This is a genomic window from Alkalibacillus filiformis, from assembly GCF_030814115.1.
GTDB classification, from domain to species: Bacteria; Bacillota; Bacilli; order Bacillales; family Alkalibacillaceae; genus Alkalibacillus; species Alkalibacillus filiformis.
On record NZ_JAUSUP010000001.1, the window covers coordinates 102,131 to 124,347 of the forward strand.

Sequence of the window (22,217 nt, forward strand, 5' to 3'; positions counted from 1 at the left end):
TTAATAGTAGTTTACCATTTCAGTCTTTAGAAAATTTTAGTAATATGTATTTATAGCATATTTTATCATTTCATCTATTTAATTCACATAGATTGTTTTGGGTTAGGAGGATTATGTGTGATTGTATATGAAGCGAATAAACAAGAATTCCTTAATCACGTTGATCAAGATGAGCTTGTCACTCACATACTAGACGTATTTGAAGAAAAGTTAGGGCGCACTAGTGAGTCAGAAATACGCTCTTGGGACAACTCTATGTTGCATATGTATCGCGTCTTAAATGACGAAGAAATTCCTAATGATGCTGGAGTTGCTATAGAATATAAAATTCCCTATACGTCAAAAAGAGTTGACTTCTTATTATCTGGATTTGATGGGGAAAATGATCATGTAGTCATAGTCGAATTAAAGCAATGGTCTGAGGTTGAAAAGGTAGAAGGGAAAGAAGCAATCGTTAAAACGGCACTAAATAGAGGGCTGCGTGAAGTGGCACACCCATCTTATCAAGCATGGTCTTACTCTGCTTTAATTGAAGACTTTAACGAGAATGTTCAAGAACAATCTATACAACTGCAACCATGCGCTTATTTACATAATTACAGACGAACAGATGATGACCCTTTGACAGATGAGTATTATGATCACTATCTGAACTTAGCACCTGTTTATACAAAAGGTGATGTAGCTAAGCTCAGAGACTTCATAAAGAAACATATTGTATACGGAGATCAAAAAGAGGTTTTATATCAAATAGAGCAAGGTAAAATAAGACCATCAAAATCACTTCAAGACTCATTAACAAGTATGTTACAAGGTAATGAAGAGTTTATTATGATTGATGAGCAAAAGGTCTTCTACGAAACAGCATTGCAGTTAGCAGACAGAGCCATTCAAACTGATACAAAACAAGTCATGATTGTCGAAGGTGGTCCAGGTACAGGTAAATCAGTATTGGCGGTCAACTTACTAGTTGCTATGACTAATAAGTCTTTAACTTGCCAGTATGTTACGAAAAATTCAGCTCCTAGAAATGTTTATTCTACAAAGCTTAAAGGTGATTTTAAAAAGACGCGAATTGATAATTTATTTAAAGGATCTGGCAGTTATACTGATACAGAAGAAGATGAGCTAGATGTTTTAATAGTGGACGAAGCTCATAGGTTGAATGAAAAATCAGGTATGTTTCAGAACTTAGGAGAAAATCAAGTGAAAGAAGTTATTCATACTAGTAAGCTATCAGTTTTCTTCATCGATGAAAATCAACGTGTTACTTTGAAAGATGTTGGCAATATCGAGATGATCAAAGAATTTGCAGAAGAATACGGAGCTGAGGTAACTTATGGTGAATTAGCTTCTCAATTCAGGTGTGATGGCTCAGATGGATATATCGCATGGCTTGATGACGTATTACAAATTAGAGAAACAGCTAATACCAATGACATGAGTATAGACTATGATTTTAGAGTATTTTCTGACCCACACGTAATGAAACAAGAGTTAATTAAGAAAAATAAACTCAATAATAAGTCAAGGGTTGTAGCAGGCTATTGCTGGGAGTGGCCTAAAGACCAACGTAATAAAACCGACTATCACGATATTAGAATCGAAGAACATGATTTTTCTATTAGTTGGAATCTAGGAAATACAGATACGTGGGCTATTGACGAAGAATCTATCCATGAAGCGGGTTGTATTCACACAAGTCAAGGTCTTGAGTTTGATTATGTTGGAGTGATTATTGGAGACGACTTACGTGTTGAAAATGGTGAAGTGGTTACTGATCTCACAAAGCGTGCCAAATCCGATCAGTCATTAAGAGGGATTAAGAAGCGGCTCAAAGAAGACCCTGAAGAAGCTCAAAAAATAGCTGATCGAATTATACGTAATACTTATAGAACTCTTATGACGAGAGGGCAAAAAGGGTGTTTTGTATATTGTACAGATAAGAATCTAGAGCGTTATTTAATGGAGAGATTAAAAAGAGAAAAAGATTATAATGAAATGATTAACCAAGAAATGAAAGTAGCGGAGAGAAGAAGGGATTATTAAATTGTATCTTTATCGTGACAAAACATTGTAATGAAGAAAGCTAGTAAGCTCTCATTATAAAAATGTGCTAGTAAGATTAATTTAGGAGGTGATCCCATGCAAAAACTAATTTACACAACAATTTTAGCCAGTCTGATCTTCATCGCCGGCTGCACTGGTTCACAGTACGACTTGGATGATCCAGCAGCTGTTGTTAAAGGTGAAGAGATTACGGTTGGTGACGTTTTATTTGTATATAATGCTGATGATGACGAGTTGCCACATGCCGTTGATACGTATGTGATGGAGTACCTTTTGATGCAAGAAGCAAAAGAAATGGGAATTGATGTTTCTGAAGAAGTAGAAATGGCTGTAGAATCTATGGGGCGCTATCCTTCTGAAGCCGTTGATACTGACCAAGCCAATCAGATTCGTCAATTCGCAGAATCACGTGCTGACTTGTTTGACATGGACCCAGAGACGTATCATGAAGAGTATACTAGGAAACGTGCTGAGTTGAGCCAACACTCAAATGCATTTGCTGAAGAGTACGTGGACGTTGATGAACTTGATACAGATGAAAACATTGAAGAAGCAGATGAAACGATGCAACAAATCATCAATGACTTGTTAGAAGAATATGAAGATGAGATTGAGGTTTTTATAGAATAAGAGAAAACCTTTTTATTGTTAGAGTTATAAGTATTATATTACGGACTCTCTTCAATGATGGAGGCGTATGAAGGAGATAATAAAAGAACTAGTTCTGGAACAAGAAATGTAGTTAAAAAGAGTTACTATCATAATTAGCTTATAAATAAATTTTCCTATTTTTCATAGCTCCTCACCTTGCCTTTAAGGGTATTTTTTAGACCACACCCTTTAATACTTCATCGGAAAAAAATCCCTTTCAGATTTTTTGAGAATTATGATAGATTTTGTCGAACGGTGTGTGATAGAATAATTTTTACCGTAATCATAATTTAGAGAAAAATTTTTGGAGGGGATTTTCATGAATAAGAAATTTATAAGCGCTTTCACATTAATGTTAGCGGTCTCACTAATTCTAGCAGCTTGTGGTGGCGACAATGGTGACCAGGCTGACACTGATGGTGGTGACAGTGAAGGATTAGATACGAACATTGCAACAATTGCCACAGGTGGTTCTTCTGGTCCTTATAACATTATTGCGACAACATTAGCGGAAGCTTACACTGATGAATTAGGTGTTAACGCTCGTACAGAAACAACGGGTGCATCAGTAGAGAATATGAATCTACTTAATAGAGAAAGTGTAGAAATGGCATTTGTAATGAGTGACGTTTTAAGTCAAGCAGTTGAAGGTGAGCAAAACTTTGAAGATGATTCAATTGATAATGTACAGCAAATCGCGACACTGTACCCTAACTATGTACAAGTTGTAACGACTGCTGACAGTGGGATTGAAACGCTTGATGACTTAGAAGGAAAGCGTGTAGCTGTAGGTGACCAAAACTCAGGTGTAGAAGTTAACGCGCGTACGCTTTTAGAAGGTCATGGAATTACGTATGATGATATTGATGAAGATTACTTAGGTTATGCTGAAGCGGCTGACGGAATTCGTACAGGTCAAATTGATGCTGCATTCTTAACAAGTGGTCTACCAAACTCTTCAGTATTAGAATTAGCTGAATCAGTTGATCTACAGATTGTAACGATTGAACAAAATCGAGTAGAAGAAATTGCTGAAGATAAAGAGTACTTCGTTTCAATGGAGATTCCAGAAGGTACTTACAACAATGATGAACCAATTGAAACAGCTGCGATTATGAACGCTTTAGTTGTTCGTTCTGACTTAAGCGAAGATGATGTTTATGAGTTAACGAAAACATTATTCGAGAACTTAGAACAACTTGAAAATTCACACCAAGCAGCATCTGATATCAACTTAGAAGATGCACAAAAAGGAATGGTTGCACCAATTCACCCAGGGGCGCAGCGTTATTACGATGAACAATAAATGGTTGATTAGGGGCACTTTAATCATAGTGCTCCTATTTTTAACCTTTTTTCACTGGTCTGTTATTAAAATTGAATCAGGTGATGAGAGGTATTACCTTAACAGTGATTCGTTTACGTTAACTTGGATTCACTCTGTTGAAAATGAACCGTGGTATGAAGTCTATGAACGTGATGGAAAACAATTAGTATTAACAGAGACTTACTTCAAAACGTTTGGTGCAGGTGTTCCATCTGAAGGTGAAATCATTGAAAGTGATGATGGTTTTATTCGAATGGCCGTAAATCGAGAGATGAATCACATGAATATGATCGTATCAGATCATACGGAAACAACGATTATAACAGATACAAAGGAAATCCCTTTATATGAACTTTTTGAGCCGTATAGTGAGATTGAGATCAAAGTTCATAGAGTCTATCTTTGGAATATGTGGGGAGGGAAACCGTTATGAGTCAAAATGACGTAAAAGACCCTGTTGAAAAACAAGGCAATAAGTCTAATGAAATAGATACTAACGAAGAGATAGATAAACAAGAAATACTAGAAAAATACGATAAACAATCTAAGATAAGGGATTTAGATAATCGCAAGTTCATATTCTGGACGTTGTTTATCATTGCTGCATTATATTCAGCTTATCATTTGTGGATTCAGTTTAACCCTATGCCTGCATTACAACAGCGTTCGATTCATGTTGCGGTTGGCCTTGCTTTAATTTTCTTAATTTATCCGACTTTTGCAAGTCAAAACCGTAATAAAGTTCCATTTTATGATTGGATTTTGTTTGGTTTAAGCTTTTACTCAAGTTTTTATATTTTAACGGAATATACAGCGATTGTAACTGAGCGTGGCGGTATTCCTAACACGATGGATATTATTGTAGGAATTATGACTGTCCTATTGATTTTAGAGGCAGCAAGACGTGTAACAGGGCTTATTTTACCTGTCTTTGCTTTAATCTTTTTATCATATCCATTCTTTAGTCATATGGACTTCCTACCAATGCGACTCATGACGCGTGAGTTTGATTTGGGCGATATTTTTGGGCAATTGTATTTAACAACAGAAGGTCTATATTCCACAGCAATTGGCGCTTCTGTGAGCTTTATTTTCTTATTTATTTTGTTTGGTGCGTTTTTACAAAAATCTGGCCTAGGACAGTTCTTTAATGATATCGCAATGGCGTTAGCTGGACATAGACAAGGTGGTCCAGCGAAGGTAGCGACAGTCTCCAGTGGTTTTATGGGCAGTATTAACGGAGCGGCAGTTGCGAACACGGTAAGTACTGGTTCGTTTACGATTCCTTTAATGAAGAAAATTGGCTATAACAAAAACTTCGCTGGAGCTGTTGAAGCGAGTTCCTCGGTAGGTGGACAAGTCTTGCCACCAATTATGGGTGCAAGTGCCTTCATAATGGCTGAGACGACTGGAATTAACTATGGAACAATCGCATTAGCAGCGTTAATTCCAGCCGTTTTATACTATTTAGCTGTTATTATGCAAGTTCACTATCGTGCTGGTAAACAAGGGCTTAAAGGTATTCCAAAAGCTGATTTACCTCGAGTGAGAGAAGTGTTGAAGGAGCGAGGTCATTTACTAATACCGATCGTAGGTTTAATCGTCATGTTATTCCAAAACATGCCGGTAGGACGTGCAGCATTTTGGACGATTGTTTTAACCATTGTTGTCGCTTCATTTAGAAAAGCTACACGTATGGGTCCAAGAGATGTCATGGACGCATTAGTATTAGGTGCTCGTCAATCATTAGCTGTTATGATTGCCTGTGCGGTAGTTGGAATTATAATTGGTGTTGTTAGCTTAACAAGTTTCGGTACAGTTATGACTTCATCTATTCAAAGTTTAGGCGCGGGTTCATTATTCTTAACTTTATTCTTTACCATGTTAGCGTCGATGTTATTAGGTATGGGTCTACCATCCATCCCAGCTTATATCATTACAGCAACAATGGCAGCGCCAGCATTATCTGAATTTGGTATACCTGTATTAGTAGCCCACATGTTTGTATTCTACTTTGGTATTTTTGCTAACGTAACACCGCCAGTAGCTTTAGCGGCATTCGCTGGTGCTGGAGTGTCAGGTGGTAACCCAATGATTACAGGTTTCCAAGCATTAAAGCTATCATTAGCAGGATTTATCATTCCTTACCTGTTTGTGTTTGATCCAACGTTGTTAATGATTGACACAACAGGAGTTGCAACGAACGCAACGGAATTTGGTCTTCCACCAATAATGGATATCTTACTAGTAGTAACAACAGCCATTATTGGAATTGTCGCTCTGAGTTCGGCATTAGAAGGTTTCTTCCATACCTTCATAAATCCATTCTTGCGAGTTGTGTTGTTGACGGGTGCTTTATTATCGGTGGTACCAAGTTTAATGACAGATGTGATTGGATTATCGTTAGTTGCTATTATTCTAGCGATGAATTTCATGAAAGCTCGTAAGAAAAATGAAAAGTTAGCTTAATACTACTAGACTCGAGTGTTAGCAAACGCTGATCTCGAGTCTAGTTTGTTTTTGTGATAATATGATTGGTGAAGTTGATTTGTAAATTAATGGAGGTGACCCCATGCAAAAACTAATCTACATAACAATTCTAGCTAGCCTCGTCTTCATCGCCGGTTGCTCAGGCTCTCAGTATGATCTAGATGATCCAGCGGCTGTTGTTAAAGGAGAAGAGATTACGGTTGGTGACGTTTTATTTGTATATAATGCTGATGATGACGAGTTGCCAGGTGCCGTTGATGCGTATGTAACGGAGTACTTAATCATGCAAGAAGCTCAAAATATGGGGATTGATGTATCTGAAGAAGTAGAAATGCACGGACAATTTTTAGGTGGTTATCCTTCAGAAGACGTTGATACTGACCAAGCCAATCAAATTCGTCAGTTTGCAGAATCACGTGCTGAATTGTTTGATATGGAGCCAGAGACATTTCTTGAAGAGTATACCAGGAAACGTGCTGAGGTGAGCGCATATTCAAATGCATTCTTTGAAGAACACGTGGACTTTGAGGAGCTAGATGCGGATGAAGACATTGAAGAAGTAGATGCAACGATACAACAAATGATTAATGACTTGTATGAAGAGTATGAAGATGAAATTGACGTGCATATAGAATAGAAATCGCAAAGGGAGTTTGTTTTGTCGAGCTCCTTTCTTTTTGTATATTGACAAGAACGCCTGTTCGAATATAATTATAATTGAAGACTTCACATTTCCTCTGTTTCACTCACCTTAAATTAACACTCCAAACGTTAATTTCCCTAATTAATCACTTTTAATGTTGTTATATTTGAAAGGAGAAAGCCTATGGGTCATGACATTTTTGGCTACAATCATGCCGGTAAAAAAATTGCTTATGCTCGTTTTAGCATGTCGAACTATAACGCTGATGTTTTGTACAAAGTACTAGATTCAGAAGAACATAATGGAGGTGTAAGTGGCGTTGGTGCACGCTCCACTTTCTCTGTCCACCAGATGGAATATGCACTTCAAGAATTTATTCACTCACACGAAAACAAGTTCTCCTTAGCAGGGAATGATCTTGACAATGTGCAGATTAAAGAATTCCTTGAAAACTGTCTTGAGACAGCTCAAAAAGAAGGAGAAGTTGAAGTGTGTTTTGCTTAATGCTTCGTTAATCCTTCTGAAACCTCAGTTAGAAGTTTCCACTTTAAATTATTTTCTCTGATTGAGCGAGAATCAATTGAAAGTCAGAAACGAGGAATGTGGAGTCTTTAATTTCATAGAGTTTGATAGATTGGTGGTTCAGTTATGTTCCATAATTGAGCTGTTTTTCATTTTGTAGAAAAGTCTGTAAAGTAATTTTGTGGTAAAATATAGGTGTTGATTTTTACTTAGGAGGAACGCTATGACAAGCGAGCAGAATTACCACAGAGCCTTCGGTGTCTATGGCCTTTGTATTGAAGACGAGAAGTTATTAGTTATACATAAAAACGGTGGTCCTTATATTAATAGATTTGATCTACCAGGTGGAAGTTTGGAAGAAGGCGAGTCGTTAGCTGATGCACTAAGAAGAGAAGTGCATGAAGAAACAGGTTTGCAAGTTAAAATAGATGAAAACGTCGGCCTGGTTGACTTTAAACTTCCTTGGTTATGGAAAGGCCACACGGATGTTCATCATATCGCTGTTTTCTATACAGTTAGAAAAGTTGGTGGCGAGTTAATCGAGCCAAATCAATATGAAGGTCAAGACTCTCTTGGTGCTTTATGGTTGTCAGAGGAGGAAGTGTCTTTAGATAACGCTTCTCCGTTAGTTTTAAAAGCTTTCGATTGGATGAAAACTAAGAAACTAGGAATAGAAGTTGAGTGCTTTGATGAATGGAAGGTATTAAAATAGTTAAGGTCTAAAAGGAGGGGCTATATTGTTATTAGGATTTATTAGTGTATTAATTAGTGTATTAATTCCGGTCGCAACGGTTGTCTTGTTAATCGTTGGTCTAATCATCTCTAGAAAATTTGCTTTTACTGGTGGCTTTTATTTTTTCTTATTGCTCATAATTAGTGAACTATATCAATTTATTATGAAAACAGGTGGTATCGGTATTAGAATGGTGGATTACTTCCAAGAACATGGACCGCCAATGGGGATGACTATGGGAGAGTTTGTAGTGTGGACATCATTCATTCCTAGGGTCTTAGAATTAATAGCCTTTACCTTTTTAGTCGTTGGATTGTTTAAACTATGGAAGACAAGTGCAAGCAAAACAAAGGAGATGTCTCATTGAAAATAGTTGAAAAAACGTTTGATATTGTGTCAGAAACTGATCGGTTAATCATTAGGCCTTTAGAGAAATCTGATTACGAAAGTTGGCTCGATGGTTTTGAAAGTCGTAAGCCTTCACAGCACCGTCATGATGAAGGCAAGCGAGACATGAGTAATTGTACTAAAGATTGGTTTCATGATTTAGTAGACAAGCACCAGGAGTTAGCTATATCAGATACAGCGTTTGTTTTTGGTCTTTTTAGAAAAACGGACGGCGTTCATTTAGGAATGGTAGACTTCTCAACGCTTGTACGAGATAACTTCCAGTGGGGAAGAATCGGGTATTCAATTCATAACCATCAATGGCGAAATGGATATGGTCAAGAAGCGGTTGAAGAAGCGCTCGAAATCGGTTTTAAACATTTAAACTACCACCGAATTGAAGCGCATATTAATGTGGATAATGAGGCTTCTTTTCAACTGGCAGAGCGTGTTGGAATGGAGTATGAGTGCACGAGAAAAGGATTTATCTATGAATTTGGTGGTTGGACGGATAACTTAGTTTACTTTAAGAATTCGATTTAATTTATTGAACTATGGTTTGCAATGGTTGTACCCGAAAGAGGTGAAAGGTAATGCAGAAGTTATTAGTTGTGTTTTTGGTTTCACTAATGATGCTTGCAGCATGCGGTCATACATCTGTACCAACTATAACGACTGAAGTTACCGTTTCACATTTAACTGATGAAGAATATAACAGAGTTGGAACTCATGGAATAGACAATCCGTCAAAAGAGGATTTTCGTAAGTTTACTTTAAAATTCGTTATGCCGTTTAGGGACGAATTATCTAACCGACAGTTTGATTTCCCTGGTGATTGGAGAGACATTATTAATTCCATAGATGATGAGGATCGTTATTGGTATGGTTCAGGTGGGCAACAGTTAGAGAACAAGAATAAGGGTGCGGTATATTTCAAAGAATTCGTTTTTTATGCAAGAGGATTGAGTGATGATGATATTGTAGATGCTTTTGATTCTGTCGCAGTTTATGCCTCTTGGGATACTAACACTGGTGATAAAGAGCAGAGGGAACTTGTAGTTGATGAGCTTATAGAGTTTGAATAAATTACAATTGTAGTATTAAGGACATAAAAAGGTGATAAACATGAAGATTAATAGCGTTAAAGTTTTTACCATGCTAATTCTAACAAGCTTAGTTCTTACGGCGTGTTATTCAGATTATGAGGAACTATCCTTTAAACACGAAACAGAACATTGGGAAGTTGAGTATTTCGTATCGATTAGAGGTGGAGATAGTGAAAACGTCAGTCTAATAATGGAGTATATTGGTGAAGGTGAACCACCAGAAAGCATTAGTTATTCGGTTGATGCTATGTCTAGTTCTAGATCAGGGGAAGATATGTTTATTAGAAATGGTGTATTCAATACCTCTATGGGGAGTTGTACTGATTGCGAAGTGACACAAGAAAATGCGAAAATAGATGTCAATATTAGGTGGGAAGATAACAATGAATCAATGGTGTTGAAGTTAGAGGACTAAGTGAAGGCATTTGTAGCTTATTCTATGATAAAATGAAATGAGATTTAATAGCTTCAAAAGAGGTGGCAAGATGCGTAAAGCAATATTTTTAATTATGTTAATGAGTATCAGTCTGGTTGTGGCATGTTCAGATTCTGGATATAGTCACGACGATACGGCTGCTGTCGTAAAAGGGGAAGAGATTACGGTTGGTGACGTACGTTTTGTGTTTAATGTTCAAGATGAAAACTTGCGCAATTCGGTTGAAATGTATATTGTAGATGAATTGATTATTGAAGAGGTTAAAAATGAGATGGGAATCGATTTATCAGACGATGTTGAAAGCTACGTTGAAGCTGATCCTTCTTATCCTTTTGATGATCTTGATCCTGAAGCGGCAGAGAGAATGAGAGCTTTCGTTGAAGAACAGGCTGAGCGATTTGATATGGAGCCTGAAGAATATCACGAAGCTTTCTCGCGAGCAAGTGCAGAGCGCACGGTATATCAAGACCGTTACTTTTTAGAGAAAATTGATGATCCAGACTCAAATGAAATCGATCAATCCATCTATGGTGTAACGACCGAATTAGTTGAGAAGTATGAGGATGAGATTGAGATTTATATAGAGGAATAGTTCAGTTCAAAGCACGCTTAAAAGGGGGTGCTTTTTTAATGTTTTTGAATGGGTGTTTAGAGAAATGTGTTAAAATAATAGTGAATGGTGACCGAGTGGGAGGGGAATATCATGATTGAGATCATGGTTATAGTTGCTTTTATTTTATTTGTAACGCTCATATCAAGGTTTTATGTGCATATTAAATATGATATTCCAGTGGAGATTTATCGAACAGTTAATCAATTTCATAAAAGGTTAGAGATTGGTTTGGTCATTATGTTTGTTGTTACTTTGATCATATTTATTCTCACACCCCTTCACACATTTGCGACTGCTGTCGTTATAGGTTATTTTGCAACAGAATCCGGTGTTCGTGCTTATATGGAGTACAAACATGGAATAGAAGAAAAAGCACACCTTCCTGAATTAGTAAGTGCTGTTGGTTGTAGTGTGGCTTTTATTTTTGCTGTTTTTATTTAAGATGTTAGGAGTAGATCTATGGATACATTCGATTTTAAACCAATTAAAATAATTTTTGCTGTCTTAACTTTAGCTCTTGCTGTACCGTTTTTGTTTAACCCATCTGTTGGGATTGTTTTAACTTTATTACTGTTATCGTTAAGTTTTTTACTAGCTACTTTAGGGTTTGAGCAGTTTGATAAGAAACGAATACCATTCTCTATTTTACTTGTTGTCACTTCACTGTTTACAGCAGGCGTCTCGATTTATGTGTTGTGGCTAACATCAAGTCTTGTGATAAGCTAAAATTTCTAAATGGAGTGTGACTTATGGTTGGTGTAGAAATTGATTTAGTTGTGAAAGATAGCTTGAAAGCATTAGAGTTGTACGAAAGAGTATTTGATGTAAAACGTGTTGAAGTTTCAAACCTTCCTCGTGGTGAAAATGAGGCCGTCTTCAAGTTGTACGAGGTTCAATTTCACTTGTTGGATGAAAATCCTGATTTCCATCTGATTGCACCAACGCCGGACGACCCTAAAACGAGTTGGGTAAACGTCACGGTCCCAGACATTAACGAAACCTACACAAAAGCAATGGAATTGGGATGCACAGAAATCCAACCAGTCACTGAGCTTCCTGATTACGGTGTCTCTAACGCTATATTTATGGATCCTTTCGGTTATGTATGGATGCTGCATCAAGTTCATAAAGAAGTGAGCCATGAAGAGCGCTTACAGCTATGGGAAGAGCAGAAGAAAAAATAATGAATGTAAAGAGGAAGGCACGCTATTGGCTAGCGTGCCTTTATTTATCTTGATTTCTTTTATGATGCGGTACGTAAGTGTCACGGTCTTGTCTATACATTTTGTAGATCCTTTCCGCAAAATCATTATCATCTTCTTCACTTATATCATGCAAATGGGCATCTGTTTTTTTACCGTTAATCCATTGAAACAACTCATCACTCAAACTGATCAACTCCTTATTAACAATTATAGGAAAAGTCACTTTGGAAGTAAGAATGAACTTAGTGTTGATTGGAATTTTATGTTAACATTAATTTTAGGAATATTCAATTTACTAACTTTATTATATTTGGGAGCGCGATCATTTGAATTTTAAAGTTATTATAAATCAACCAATTTCAAACAAAGAAGTTCCCGAACTAAGAGAATTTATTGGTTGGGATAGACGCGATCATGACTATCCAATATTGTTCGAACGGTGTAACTTTTGGGCTGGGGTAAGAAACGAATCTCATAAATTGATAGCTTTTGGTTATGTATGTGGAATGGGTTTAGAACATGGTTATATGGAAGATATAATCGTTCACCCTAAATATCAAGGTCAGGGGCTCGGAAAGAAATTAGTAAGAGAGTTGTTAGGCGAGTCAGAACGTCTTGGACTAGAAATTGTATCTGTTACACATGGAGAAAATAAAACCGATTTTTATAATAAATGTGGATTTACGCCTAGTGCAGGGTCTGTATGGCGGAGAACTTGATCGATCAAGTTCAAAGTGGAAAGCAGGAGAGGAACTTTATCAAGTAGCCATGAAAGCAGTCAAGTTAGATAGATTAGTAAGAGTGGAGGATATGGGTTGGGGTATACTAATTTTTGTTATTTTAGTTATATATTTTGGTTTGAAAATAAGAGAAAACTTAGTATGGCAAACATTATATGAATCAATCGGTCATAAACCTCGTTAAGTTACATCAAGGTATTCATTCTTAAAGTCAAGAGGGGTGCGATGTCGTTTGAAGAACATTACTTCAAAACTTGGTCCTACAGCACATGGCGAAATGAGTGTAGATACGACTGTCCGTTTACTAGTGCACAAAGATGATTACGCTAAAGCACAAAAAGCAATGTCTGACTATAAATAGCATATCTAATGGGTGAAATTATACAAAAGGTTACTAAATAGATCTACTAAGGACAGATGATATTTAGGAGTGATTTTATGTTCATAGTAAATGTAGAAGGTGCAATATACAGTGATGGAAAATGGCTATTAATACGAAGAAGTGACAAAGAAGAACACGCTGGTGGATTGCTTTCGCTTGTTGGTGGAAAGTGTGAGGTTGAGGGGAACTCCAGAGATATTTTAGAAAGAACCTTACATAAAGAAATACTAGAAGAGGTTGGCATTGAAGTAGAGGTTTCTAAGTATGTAAACAGCTCCTCGTTCGTCACTGAAACAGGTTTAAATGTTATCGACCTTGTTTTCCTGTGTGAGCACAAGTCAGGAGAGGCTTATGCTAAGAGCAGTGATGAAGTTGATGACGTTATGTGGATGACAACTTCTGAGATCTTAACTCATTCTGATGCTCCAGATTATTTAAAAGAGAACGTAAAACTTGCGGATATAAAATTAGAGAAATAGATTAAGAAATTTTTGAGAGGTTAGGAGATTTAATATGGATACATTTAATTTACTTTTAATTAGGGGGAACACAATGGATACAACACAACAAAATAGTCATGCATGGGATCAAAAAGTTGAAGAAGGATCTAGGTACACTCAAGCTGTAAGTAGTGAAGTTATTGAAAAAAGCAAATCTGGTGAATGGCAAATCACTGTCACAACTGAAAAGCCAGTTCCTAGAGATTGGTTTCCTAATTCCTTAAATGGATTGAGGATCCTTTGCTTAGCATCAGGTGGAGGTCAACAAGCACCAGTTCTAGCAGCGGCAGGAGCAGATGTAACAGTTACTGATATATCTAAAAAGCAATTGGAACAAGATGAGAAGGTAGCTAAACGAGATGACTTAACTTTAAAAACGGTTCAAGGTGATATGTCAGACCTTAGTGACTTTGATGATGAGTATTTTGATATTGTCGTCAATCCTGTTTCTAATTTGTTTGTTAAAGATGTTCAGCCTGTGTGGGATGAGATTTCAAGAGTGGTGAAAAATCAAGGCATTATAATTGCTGGATTTACTAACCCTTTATTGTGGATTTTTGATGATGATCAAGAAAGAAAAGGTATTCTTGATGTTAAACACTCAATTCCTTCATCAACATTGGATTATTTACCAGGGGATAAAGTTCAAGATTATATTAATTCAGGTCAAACAGTTGAACACGCTCACACCCTCGAGTACCAAATTCAAGGTCAAATTGATGCAGGATTTGTTATTACAGGTTTTTATGAGGATGATTTTGGCGGAACGAGAATTTTAGATAAGCATATAAAAACATTTATGGCTACAAGGGCTCTAAAGCTAAATCTATTTTAAGTTGAACTAGGTGGTCAACAATTGGTGGGGAGAGGAGCAAGAAAATGAACATCGAACAAAAGCTTTATCAAACAGCAATCGACTTGATAGAAAAAAGATACCCTTCTGGTTGGGGTGGGGCCGCAGCCATGTATACCGAAGATGATCAAATCTTAACAAGTGTATCACCAGACGTGATCAACGCTTCAACTGAATTATGTATTGAAACTGGATCAATTCTTGAAGCGCATAAACTAAATACTAAGGTCACGCATACAATTTGTGTTGCAAGAGAAGATGAGAATGCTAATTTTATAGTTTTGACCCCTTGTGGAGTATGTCAAGAAAGGCTATTTTACTGGGGAGAAAATGTTAAAGCGGCTGTAACTAATCCAGATGGAAAGTTGCTTTATAAAACATTAAAAGAAATCCAACCTTATCATTGGTATAAAGCTTATAAAGAGTAATTCATTTAATTAACTGTGGCTAAATCTTCTATAAAGCAATTATTTATTTGATTCTGAATAGACCAGGCAGTAGATAAGTTGTTTTAGACTTTATGAGTGTTAAGGAGGGAAAGGAGTTGGCCTTTATGAACTTTATGATTCCTTTCACAATTATCTTAATCATGATGTCAGTTGGTATAACTGTGATGTATTCAGCAATTAAAGATTACCGAAATGAATCTACAAAAACATTTAATACTTTTATATCGACATTTATTCTCTTTGTTGTTGGACTAGTTCTTTTCCTTTATGGTGCAGACGGTTTTTGGGAAGTGTTGAGTTACTAGACATCCGGGAGTCTAATGTTGAAGAAGGAAGATGACGGTGGTTTTGGTCCATTTAACCCAATGCTCATAAAAAAACAAAGAACTAAAATCTTGTAGAAAATCTAGTAATGAGAAAGGGATAGCAACAAGTAGCTTAACTTATCAAAGGGGAATAAAAATGAAAAAATTTTACGTAGCATCTAGTTTTAAAAATAAAGATACAGTACGTAGGGTTAGTAATGAGTTGAAAAACAATGGTTTTATTCCAACATATGATTGGACACAAAATGAAAGAGCTTCAACAATTCATGATCTGAAAGTTATAGGGCAAGAAGAAAAAAATGCTGTAATGGAAGCAGATTTCATGATTGTTTTATTACCAGGAGGAAAAGGTAGTCACATAGAGTTTGGTATAGCACTTGGACAAGGAAAGAGAATTTATCTATACTCATCGAATGATGAAGTAAATGAACTTGAAACAACGAGTACGTTTTATCATTTATCTGAAGTAGAGAAATGTATAGGATCTATTGAAGATTTAATAGAGACTGTAACAAATAGACAAACGGTATAAGAGATAGAAGAGAAGGGAAGTAAGCTGATGAAGCAAGTGATTGCTCTTGGAGGCGGTGGTTTCTCTATGGAGCCAGAAAATCCGTTGTTAGATTTATATGTACTAAATCAATCAAATAAAATAACCCCTAAGATCTGTTTCATTCCTACGGCTAGTGGAGATTCAGAAAACTACATATCAAGGTTTTATAACTTCTTTGAAAAACAAAATTGTAAACCTTCACATCTATCACTATTTAAACCACCTACAAGAGACTTGGAAAGCTTTCTATTAGAGCAAGACATCATTTATGTTGGTGGTGGTAACACCAAGAACTTGCTCATTTTATGGAAAGAATGGGGATTAGATGCGATTTTAAAAAAGGCATGGGAACAAGGTATAGTATTAGCAGGTATCAGTGCAGGATCAATTTGTTGGTTTGAAGAAGGGGTTTCTGATTCATTTGGGCATGAACTTGAACCACTGAAGTGTTTAGGATTCTTAAAAGGAAGTAATTGCCCTCATTATGATGGCGAAGAAAATAGAAGACCTGCTTATCACGAACTTGTAGCTAAGGGTAAAGTTAAATCAGGTTTTGCTACTGATGATGGTGTCGCTCTTCATTATATTGATCAAGAAGTAAGTAAAGTCGTAAGTTCAAGGCCAAATTCCAAGGCTTATAAAGTATATTTTGATAAGACAGTAAAAGAAGTTGAAATAGAGACTAACTTTTTGGGAAATAGCTTTTAAGCCGGATTCAACATTAGAAGTTTATGGTTTAAGGGGGAGTTAAATGAAAAGTTATAAAGCAATTTTATTTGATTTAGATGATACATTACTTAATAGAGATCAGGCAGTTGATCAAATGTTTTCAATTATCTATGAAGAGTGTTATGAGAATGTTCCTCCATTAGTTGAGAACAAAATGCTGCAGAGGTTTAAAGAGCATGATCTAAAAGGTTATGGCAATGGCGATAAAGAACAGGTTCTAAAACCTTTTTTCGATGAATTCCCTCGTAAATTTCCTTTACAAAACAACAATGATATACAAGTTTTTTGGGATTATCATTTCCCTCGTTGTTTTTCTATAAACCAAAACACGATCGATACGATAAATAATATAAAGAAGCAAGTTAAAGTTGGCATAATAACAAACGGATCAACTCAGAGACAGAAAGCAAAAATAAATAACACTAATTTAAATCAGTGGTTTGAAACAATCATTATTTCTGAAGGAGTGGGGTTCAGTAAACCTGACAAACGCATATTTGAATTAGCATTAAATAAGCTGAATGTGCAACCGGAAGATACATTATTTGTTGGAGATCACATAGAAAAGGATATTAGTGGTTGTCAAAATGCAGGTATAAACGGTGTATGGTTAAATCCTCATAAGGTCGAAAATAATACTGAAATTAAACCTTATGCTGAGGTCGATTCTTTTGATCGTTTGTTAAGTTATATTCAATAACCAAAGTAAAGTTAACTACAATTAAACCTCGAGGTGAACTATGTTAATTAAAATATCCCAGATAGAACCTGACCAACTTACTGATTTACAAATGACAGAGCTCTTATTTGAAAACGTAGAAGATGATATTGAGAATGGTGATTTAATATTTGTTCCAGGGAGTAGTAAAGCTGTGCAGTACCGTTTACCTATAGCTGTTCAGTTGTATCAAGAAGGTAGAGCAGGGAAAATTCTATTCTCAGGAGGTGTGACTTGGGAAGATTCAAGTTTGCCAGAGTCACACAAATTAAAGGAAAAAGCTATTGAGCAAGGTGTCCCTGAGAAGGATATTCTAGTTGAGGACTTATTTTAATAGAGAAGTCGATACATAAAACATATAAAGAAGATACAGTTTTAGATTTAGAAGCAATTTATGCTGTTTTCAATATAAAGTTAAATGAAGAAATAACACTACTTGATATAAAAGCTTATGGATTAGAAGAGTCTGAATTAAAAAACAATATAAACTATAAAAAACAACAGCAATTATTAGATGCTTGGCAAAAAAATGAAATAAACAGAATAGAAAAATTATGTGTTGATTCATTTGAACATCCCTATACAATTTATAAAGATGAGTATTACAAAGCTTTAGATAGTCATCGTGGTGATTATATACTTAGAACTTTGAAGGATAAAATGAATCAACATAAAAACCATTATGATAAGCAAAGTAATATGTCATTAAGTGATGAATTGAAAAATGTAAAATTTGATTGGAAAGGTTAAGTTTAAATAGATATAAAATAGCTCTTTCTTTGAAGTTATTTTATATCTATTTTCCCCTCTTTAATCAATTGTTTAATATATCTATCATTGTAATAACCTTTTTCTCTTGCTAGACGAGGGTTATTATTAATAATTCTTATAATTAGAAAATAATTTAGTTTAATACTTAAAAAGCATAGTGATGCTGAAAATATAGATAATAAAATTAATAAATTTGAATCTAAAAGATTAAGCATTAATATCTCCTCCTTATATAATTATACATTATTTTCCAGGATAAAGCTATTTTTGAATTTTTAATATTCAATAATATAATTTATCATCTTGTATAATTGGAGATGATATGGTGCTTTTAAAACAAGGAGATATATTGTTAATAAAAACTAATAAAGGTTTTGAAGAAGTGCTAGTAATACAGAATGATATTGGCAATAAACACAGTACTACAACTATAGTTTTTAATTTTGTAAATAACAGATTGAATGTGCGGATTATTGATAAAAAAAGAGTACTTAGAAAAATTGATCGTATTGATGGAAATTTAAAAGTGCAAGTTTTTCAAAAGTTGATATCAGAACTAAATAGTTAGAAAACTCACCATTGTGGTGGGTTTTTTATATAATAATTTTGAATATATGAAATAATTGTGAGGTGAGGAAGTTGGAGCGAAAATTTTGGTTAGTTGAAGTTTCCCCAGATGAAATTCCTTTTGAGACTAAATCTTTTTATACATATGATAAAACAAAAGATTATATATACGAGTTAAATAATCCAGAGAATTACGTGTCAATTTATAATCTAAAAAACTTAATATTTTGAATGTACTGTAGAGTATTAGACCTTAATAAGTTATAATAATTGGTATAAATTACATTATAATTACAGGAAAAGTAGGGTCTTTATGTTTAGCAAATTAATGCAAATAGTAAAATGGTCTATTATTATATTAGTAATAATGTCCGTAGGCTACGGAGGCACATTCTTCTTTGAAAAGGCATCTTTTTTAACAATATCTTATAAAGAAAAAGATGAATTAATTAAAACGATATGGACAATTCAAGCAACTGTAGTTACTTTTGGTATAGCGTTATTAGCGCTTATTGTAGGTAGTAATAGAGAAAAAAGGTATGGTATAAATGTGTTGGAGTTCTATTTTGTTAAAATTAGACCAATTTTTAATAGGTATGAAGTTATAATTCTACTAATATCTCTGGTCTTTTTAAATTACTTCTTTGTAGCTTTTAATTATTTATTTGGTACTTTATTTATATTTTTTATTAGTATCTGCTGTGTTATTGATATCTTATTTAAGATTTTAACATTAGTAAGAATGGATGAGAAAGGGCTAAGAAATATCGAAAACTTTATATTACAAAGGTGTGTAGAATACATTCAAAAGGAAGAAAATAAATGAAAGAATTAATTACAAATTTGCAAGTCCATACTATTGAGTGTATAAGAGATAACAAACTTAATCTGCTTGAAGAGAATTTAAGTCTTTTAAAGAAAATACATAAACGTATGCTTGAAGAATCAAAGCAACCAAATGATTCTAAGAGTCTCAAGCATCTTATAAATAGTATAGATATAATTCTCGATAAATTAGCAGATCATAATTTTTATGAAGAATTTATTGATTTAGTTTCAACTTTTTATTTGGATGCTATAACTCATAAATTTATATTCAATTTCAATTCAGCATTTTACCGATTTGCAAAATCGCTTAAATACATTGATGAAGAAAATTCAGTAAAGAAAATTAACTTTTCAAGATTATTAGTAAATATCTATATTCTTGGAAGCGAAATAAATGATTATGAATATAATAAGCAAGTAAGTCATTTGTTGCCGCATATATATACAAATATTCAACAGAATAGTAATCTGTCAGAATTAACAAAGAAAGAGGTAACGGATAATTTAATAGGTGTTATATTTGATAATTTATATTTATTTGATAAAAAGGCTTATGAACAGCAAATAACACTTTTTGAAAGGCTGGTGTTAAGACTATTAAAAGCTGCTATAGATGAAAAAGATAGTTATGTACTTAATCAAATATGGAATGGAAAATTTTCAAATGAGTTCGGTGAGTTGAATAAGAGTAGCAAAATAATATTATTTATAGCTGTCTATTCTTATTATCTTTCTGAGAAAGAAACTTTAGTAGATATGGAACATTTTAGAGCTTTATTTACAAAAGTTCTAGGGAAAAAGAATGACTTACTGCTGCTTAGGGGGCTAGATAGTTTTTGGAGCTTGTACAAGTTAGTGAAGCCAGAACTGATAGGATGGGAATTTATGCCCTCTAACGGTGAGGCAAAATGGATGATGATGGAGGAGGTCCTGGAAGAATTCACTATATTTTATGCAGCTTCTATAGATTCCAGCTTTATTGATGAAATAGATAATACAGGTGAGCTTCAAAGTTTATTATTTAAATTTAATGCTAAAGAATTTAGTAAAATTGAAGATAAGTATGAAAATTTTATAATGCATTTTGGAATAAAAGATTATGATAAAATAAGTGATTTGAGAATAATATACGAAGAACTTTTAGACAAATATTATGAAGGAAAATTACAAGAATTAACAGAATGGGATAAGAAATTAGAAAATCTCAAGTATCTTGAGGTAGATAAGGAAAATCTAATCGATGACAGTACTTTTTTGAGTGTTTTGGACAAGTATGATCAACAGCAATTTCAAAATAAAAATAAATATTCAATTGTTGAAAGACATTTAATTCCTGTTTCTACGCTAAATAATGAATTTTCTTTGGGAAAATCAAATGACTTTTTAATCAAACGAAGTAGGACAAAATTACAACTATCTATTTTAAATGACCTAATAAACGAAGGGCTTCAAGTTGAGGAAGTAATAAGAGAAGTTATGTTTTATTATCCCGAAGAATTTGTTAAAGATCTGGAAGTTATCATTAATGGGCATACAAAAGAATTTACTCATCTTTTTAGTAGTGGAATAAATTGGAGAAACCTTCATTTTAATAAACGACGTTTTGAAAAGTTCAATAAGCAAATGCGACAATTTACTTTTATAAGTAAAGCTTCTATTCCAGGATTATTTCTATTTAATAAAAATGATTATACCTATCATTTAAATAATTTTACAATTAATTATAGAAAACTTAACACTAAAGAATTACACGATCAACTAAAGGAATATAGAATTAAAGAGGGGTATAGAATTCCTATTCTCAACAACCATTCTAAAGAATTATCCCTGAAAGAAGCGAAGGATTTTCTGAAACTCAATAATAGAATTTTAGAATCTCATATAGACTTATATTTCTTCTCAGAATCTGTGGATAATTCTTTATATATAAAATTTAAAAATGCTTAATAATTTATAAGGAGGTTTTTATATGGATTTAATGCTATACAAAAATGAAATAGAGGAAGAACTATTGAGGTACTCTAATCAATGTGTGAAAGAAAATGAGTATGATTATACTACATTTGGTAAAGAGATTGAACCAATACTATCAGAAGGATTAAGGTTCTACTTTATGAGTAAATTTAATTTTAGCGAAAGCGATTTTTATGAAGCTCCTAACAAAAATCATTTTCCTGATTTTACTTTATGTAGAGAAATAGCAATTGAGTTTAAAGCTGCAGTATATAATCGAAAGCCTGAAAATGATATGGGCACTATTAATAGTTGGAGTAGTAAGTTAAAAGAGTATGGTGATAATATTTATTATATTTTTGTTAAATACTCTACTGTGAATACTTACGTGAATATAGAAGATGTATTTTTTGATAAGGTTTATAGATTTATAGGATTAAACTCAGCTGGTTTCTTAAGGTATAGAGAAAAAGATGGTAATTTAAGACCTAAGTCTTGGGAAGATTTTGATAATGCTTATACATATTGTGATAGCTTGATGGAATTCCAAGAGGGGCTGAGAAAAAGCGAATCCTATAGAGCAAGGAGGCTAGTAGAAAAACATTTTCCAGATGTAAGTGAAGAAGATAGAAGGATTATTAAAGAAAAATATTTTGATAATTAAT

General features: G+C 34.2%; 33 protein-coding genes. 31 read left to right on the top strand and 2 right to left on the bottom strand.

Annotation, left to right across the window (positions count from 1 at the left end):
- The first annotated feature begins 117 nt into the window (after window positions 1-117).
- From J2R98_RS00605 to J2R98_RS00680, 16 genes are all read left to right on the top strand, one after another.
- On the top strand, window positions 118-2,049 hold the full coding sequence (locus J2R98_RS00605; RefSeq protein WP_307065071.1) for a DUF2075 domain-containing protein: 1,932 nt from the start codon (window positions 118-120) through the stop codon (window positions 2,047-2,049).
- 96 nt (window positions 2,050-2,145) lie between these two features.
- Window positions 2,146-2,700 carry a SurA N-terminal domain-containing protein gene (locus tag J2R98_RS00610; RefSeq protein WP_307065072.1) on the top strand — a complete coding sequence of 185 codons (555 nt, stop codon included), beginning with the start codon at window positions 2,146-2,148 and terminating at the stop codon, window positions 2,698-2,700.
- A gap of 340 nt (window positions 2,701-3,040) precedes the next feature.
- The gene (locus J2R98_RS00615) at window positions 3,041-4,027 is read left to right on the top strand and encodes a TAXI family TRAP transporter solute-binding subunit (protein ID WP_307065073.1); all 987 of its coding nucleotides are present in this window, start codon (window positions 3,041-3,043) and stop codon (window positions 4,025-4,027) included.
- Between the two features lie 28 nt (window positions 4,028-4,055).
- Window positions 4,056-4,481, top strand: a complete 426-nt coding sequence (locus tag J2R98_RS00620) for a DUF1850 domain-containing protein (RefSeq protein ID WP_307065074.1) — start codon at window positions 4,056-4,058, stop codon at window positions 4,479-4,481.
- Entirely contained in the window at window positions 4,478-6,517 is a 2,040-nt protein-coding gene (locus J2R98_RS00625; protein ID WP_307065079.1) for a TRAP transporter permease, read from the top strand. The genes J2R98_RS00620 and J2R98_RS00625 overlap by 4 nt, the downstream gene beginning before the upstream one ends.
- A 103-nt stretch (window positions 6,518-6,620) precedes the next feature.
- Window positions 6,621-7,175 carry a SurA N-terminal domain-containing protein gene (locus tag J2R98_RS00630; RefSeq protein ID WP_307065083.1) on the top strand — a complete coding sequence of 185 codons (555 nt, stop codon included), beginning with the start codon at window positions 6,621-6,623 and terminating at the stop codon, window positions 7,173-7,175.
- A gap of 189 nt (window positions 7,176-7,364) precedes the next feature.
- Complete coding sequence (locus J2R98_RS00635; RefSeq protein ID WP_307065084.1) at window positions 7,365-7,685, top strand: hypothetical protein; 321 nt, start codon at window positions 7,365-7,367, stop codon at window positions 7,683-7,685.
- A 241-nt stretch (window positions 7,686-7,926) separates the two neighbouring features.
- Complete coding sequence (locus tag J2R98_RS00640; protein ID WP_307065085.1) at window positions 7,927-8,415, top strand: NUDIX hydrolase; 489 nt, start codon at window positions 7,927-7,929, stop codon at window positions 8,413-8,415.
- Between the two features lie 25 nt (window positions 8,416-8,440).
- Window positions 8,441-8,803 carry a hypothetical protein gene (locus tag J2R98_RS00645; protein WP_307065086.1) on the top strand — a complete coding sequence of 121 codons (363 nt, stop codon included), beginning with the start codon at window positions 8,441-8,443 and terminating at the stop codon, window positions 8,801-8,803.
- Window positions 8,800-9,366, top strand: a complete 567-nt coding sequence (locus J2R98_RS00650) for a GNAT family N-acetyltransferase (RefSeq protein WP_307065087.1) — start codon at window positions 8,800-8,802, stop codon at window positions 9,364-9,366. Before J2R98_RS00645 ends, J2R98_RS00650 begins: the two co-directional genes overlap by 4 nt.
- A gap of 50 nt (window positions 9,367-9,416) precedes the next feature.
- A complete protein-coding gene (locus J2R98_RS00655) occupies window positions 9,417-9,908 on the top strand; it encodes a hypothetical protein (protein ID WP_307065088.1) in 492 nt (163 codons plus the stop codon).
- A gap of 40 nt (window positions 9,909-9,948) precedes the next feature.
- Window positions 9,949-10,344: a hypothetical protein gene (locus tag J2R98_RS00660; RefSeq protein ID WP_307065089.1), complete on the top strand. Its 396-nt coding sequence runs from the start codon at window positions 9,949-9,951 to the stop codon at window positions 10,342-10,344.
- Between the two features lie 70 nt (window positions 10,345-10,414).
- The gene (locus tag J2R98_RS00665) at window positions 10,415-10,957 is read left to right on the top strand and encodes a hypothetical protein (protein WP_307065091.1); all 543 of its coding nucleotides are present in this window, start codon (window positions 10,415-10,417) and stop codon (window positions 10,955-10,957) included.
- 111 nt (window positions 10,958-11,068) lie between these two features.
- On the top strand, window positions 11,069-11,419 hold the full coding sequence (locus tag J2R98_RS00670) for a DUF4181 domain-containing protein (RefSeq protein WP_307065093.1): 351 nt from the start codon (window positions 11,069-11,071) through the stop codon (window positions 11,417-11,419).
- Between the two features lie 18 nt (window positions 11,420-11,437).
- Window positions 11,438-11,704 (top strand): DUF3953 domain-containing protein, encoded by a 267-nt coding sequence (locus J2R98_RS00675; protein WP_307065095.1) that lies wholly within the window; start codon window positions 11,438-11,440, stop codon window positions 11,702-11,704.
- Window positions 11,705-11,727: 23 nt separating this feature from the next.
- Window positions 11,728-12,162 (top strand): VOC family protein, encoded by a 435-nt coding sequence (locus J2R98_RS00680; protein ID WP_307065096.1) that lies wholly within the window; start codon window positions 11,728-11,730, stop codon window positions 12,160-12,162.
- A gap of 40 nt (window positions 12,163-12,202) precedes the next feature.
- Here J2R98_RS00680 and J2R98_RS00685 read toward each other — a convergent pair whose 3' ends face one another.
- A complete protein-coding gene (locus J2R98_RS00685) occupies window positions 12,203-12,367 on the bottom strand; it encodes a hypothetical protein (RefSeq protein ID WP_307065098.1) in 165 nt (54 codons plus the stop codon).
- Between the two features lie 142 nt (window positions 12,368-12,509).
- On the opposite strand from J2R98_RS00685, the gene J2R98_RS00690 reads away from it, so the two are divergent.
- From J2R98_RS00690 to J2R98_RS00740, 11 genes are all read left to right on the top strand, one after another.
- On the top strand, window positions 12,510-12,902 hold the full coding sequence (locus J2R98_RS00690; RefSeq protein ID WP_307065100.1) for a GNAT family N-acetyltransferase: 393 nt from the start codon (window positions 12,510-12,512) through the stop codon (window positions 12,900-12,902).
- Window positions 12,874-13,107, top strand: a complete 234-nt coding sequence (locus J2R98_RS00695; protein WP_307065102.1) for a hypothetical protein — start codon at window positions 12,874-12,876, stop codon at window positions 13,105-13,107. Before J2R98_RS00690 ends, J2R98_RS00695 begins: the two co-directional genes overlap by 29 nt.
- A gap of 48 nt (window positions 13,108-13,155) precedes the next feature.
- A complete protein-coding gene (locus J2R98_RS00700) occupies window positions 13,156-13,284 on the top strand; it encodes a hypothetical protein (protein ID WP_307065104.1) in 129 nt (42 codons plus the stop codon).
- A 77-nt stretch (window positions 13,285-13,361) separates the two neighbouring features.
- Entirely contained in the window at window positions 13,362-13,784 is a 423-nt protein-coding gene (locus J2R98_RS00705; RefSeq protein WP_307065106.1) for an NUDIX hydrolase, read from the top strand.
- 73 nt (window positions 13,785-13,857) lie between these two features.
- Entirely contained in the window at window positions 13,858-14,640 is a 783-nt protein-coding gene (locus J2R98_RS00710; RefSeq protein WP_307065108.1) for a class I SAM-dependent methyltransferase, read from the top strand.
- 44 nt (window positions 14,641-14,684) lie between these two features.
- A complete protein-coding gene (locus J2R98_RS00715) occupies window positions 14,685-15,086 on the top strand; it encodes a cytidine deaminase (protein WP_307065110.1) in 402 nt (133 codons plus the stop codon).
- A 125-nt stretch (window positions 15,087-15,211) separates the two neighbouring features.
- Window positions 15,212-15,412 carry a hypothetical protein gene (locus tag J2R98_RS00720; RefSeq protein ID WP_307065112.1) on the top strand — a complete coding sequence of 67 codons (201 nt, stop codon included), beginning with the start codon at window positions 15,212-15,214 and terminating at the stop codon, window positions 15,410-15,412.
- Window positions 15,413-15,569: 157 nt separating this feature from the next.
- On the top strand, window positions 15,570-15,965 hold the full coding sequence (locus J2R98_RS00725; protein ID WP_307065114.1) for a nucleoside 2-deoxyribosyltransferase: 396 nt from the start codon (window positions 15,570-15,572) through the stop codon (window positions 15,963-15,965).
- Window positions 15,966-15,992: 27 nt separating this feature from the next.
- Window positions 15,993-16,694, top strand: coding sequence for a Type 1 glutamine amidotransferase-like domain-containing protein (locus J2R98_RS00730; protein ID WP_307065116.1), 702 nt, complete (start codon window positions 15,993-15,995; stop codon window positions 16,692-16,694).
- A gap of 43 nt (window positions 16,695-16,737) precedes the next feature.
- A complete protein-coding gene (locus J2R98_RS00735) occupies window positions 16,738-17,415 on the top strand; it encodes an HAD family hydrolase (RefSeq protein ID WP_307065118.1) in 678 nt (225 codons plus the stop codon).
- Between the two features lie 40 nt (window positions 17,416-17,455).
- Complete coding sequence (locus tag J2R98_RS00740) at window positions 17,456-17,767, top strand: YdcF family protein (RefSeq protein ID WP_307065120.1); 312 nt, start codon at window positions 17,456-17,458, stop codon at window positions 17,765-17,767.
- Between the two features lie 451 nt (window positions 17,768-18,218).
- On the opposite strand, the gene J2R98_RS00745 is transcribed toward J2R98_RS00740, so the two are convergent.
- Window positions 18,219-18,419: a hypothetical protein gene (locus tag J2R98_RS00745; protein ID WP_307065122.1), complete on the bottom strand. Its 201-nt coding sequence runs from the start codon at window positions 18,417-18,419 to the stop codon at window positions 18,219-18,221.
- A 110-nt stretch (window positions 18,420-18,529) separates the two neighbouring features.
- On the opposite strand from J2R98_RS00745, the gene J2R98_RS00750 reads away from it, so the two are divergent.
- The 4 genes from J2R98_RS00750 (at window position 18,530) to J2R98_RS00765 (ending at window position 22,216) form a co-directional block, all read left to right on the top strand.
- Window positions 18,530-18,772 (top strand): putative type II toxin-antitoxin system PemK/MazF family toxin, encoded by a 243-nt coding sequence (locus J2R98_RS00750; protein WP_307065124.1) that lies wholly within the window; start codon window positions 18,530-18,532, stop codon window positions 18,770-18,772.
- 312 nt (window positions 18,773-19,084) lie between these two features.
- Window positions 19,085-19,597, top strand: a complete 513-nt coding sequence (locus J2R98_RS00755) for a hypothetical protein (protein WP_307065126.1) — start codon at window positions 19,085-19,087, stop codon at window positions 19,595-19,597.
- A complete protein-coding gene (locus J2R98_RS00760; protein WP_307065128.1) occupies window positions 19,594-21,546 on the top strand; it encodes a hypothetical protein in 1,953 nt (650 codons plus the stop codon). Before J2R98_RS00755 ends, J2R98_RS00760 begins: the two co-directional genes overlap by 4 nt.
- A 22-nt stretch (window positions 21,547-21,568) precedes the next feature.
- Window positions 21,569-22,216: a hypothetical protein gene (locus J2R98_RS00765; protein WP_307065130.1), complete on the top strand. Its 648-nt coding sequence runs from the start codon at window positions 21,569-21,571 to the stop codon at window positions 22,214-22,216.
- Window position 22,217 lies beyond the last annotated feature (1 nt).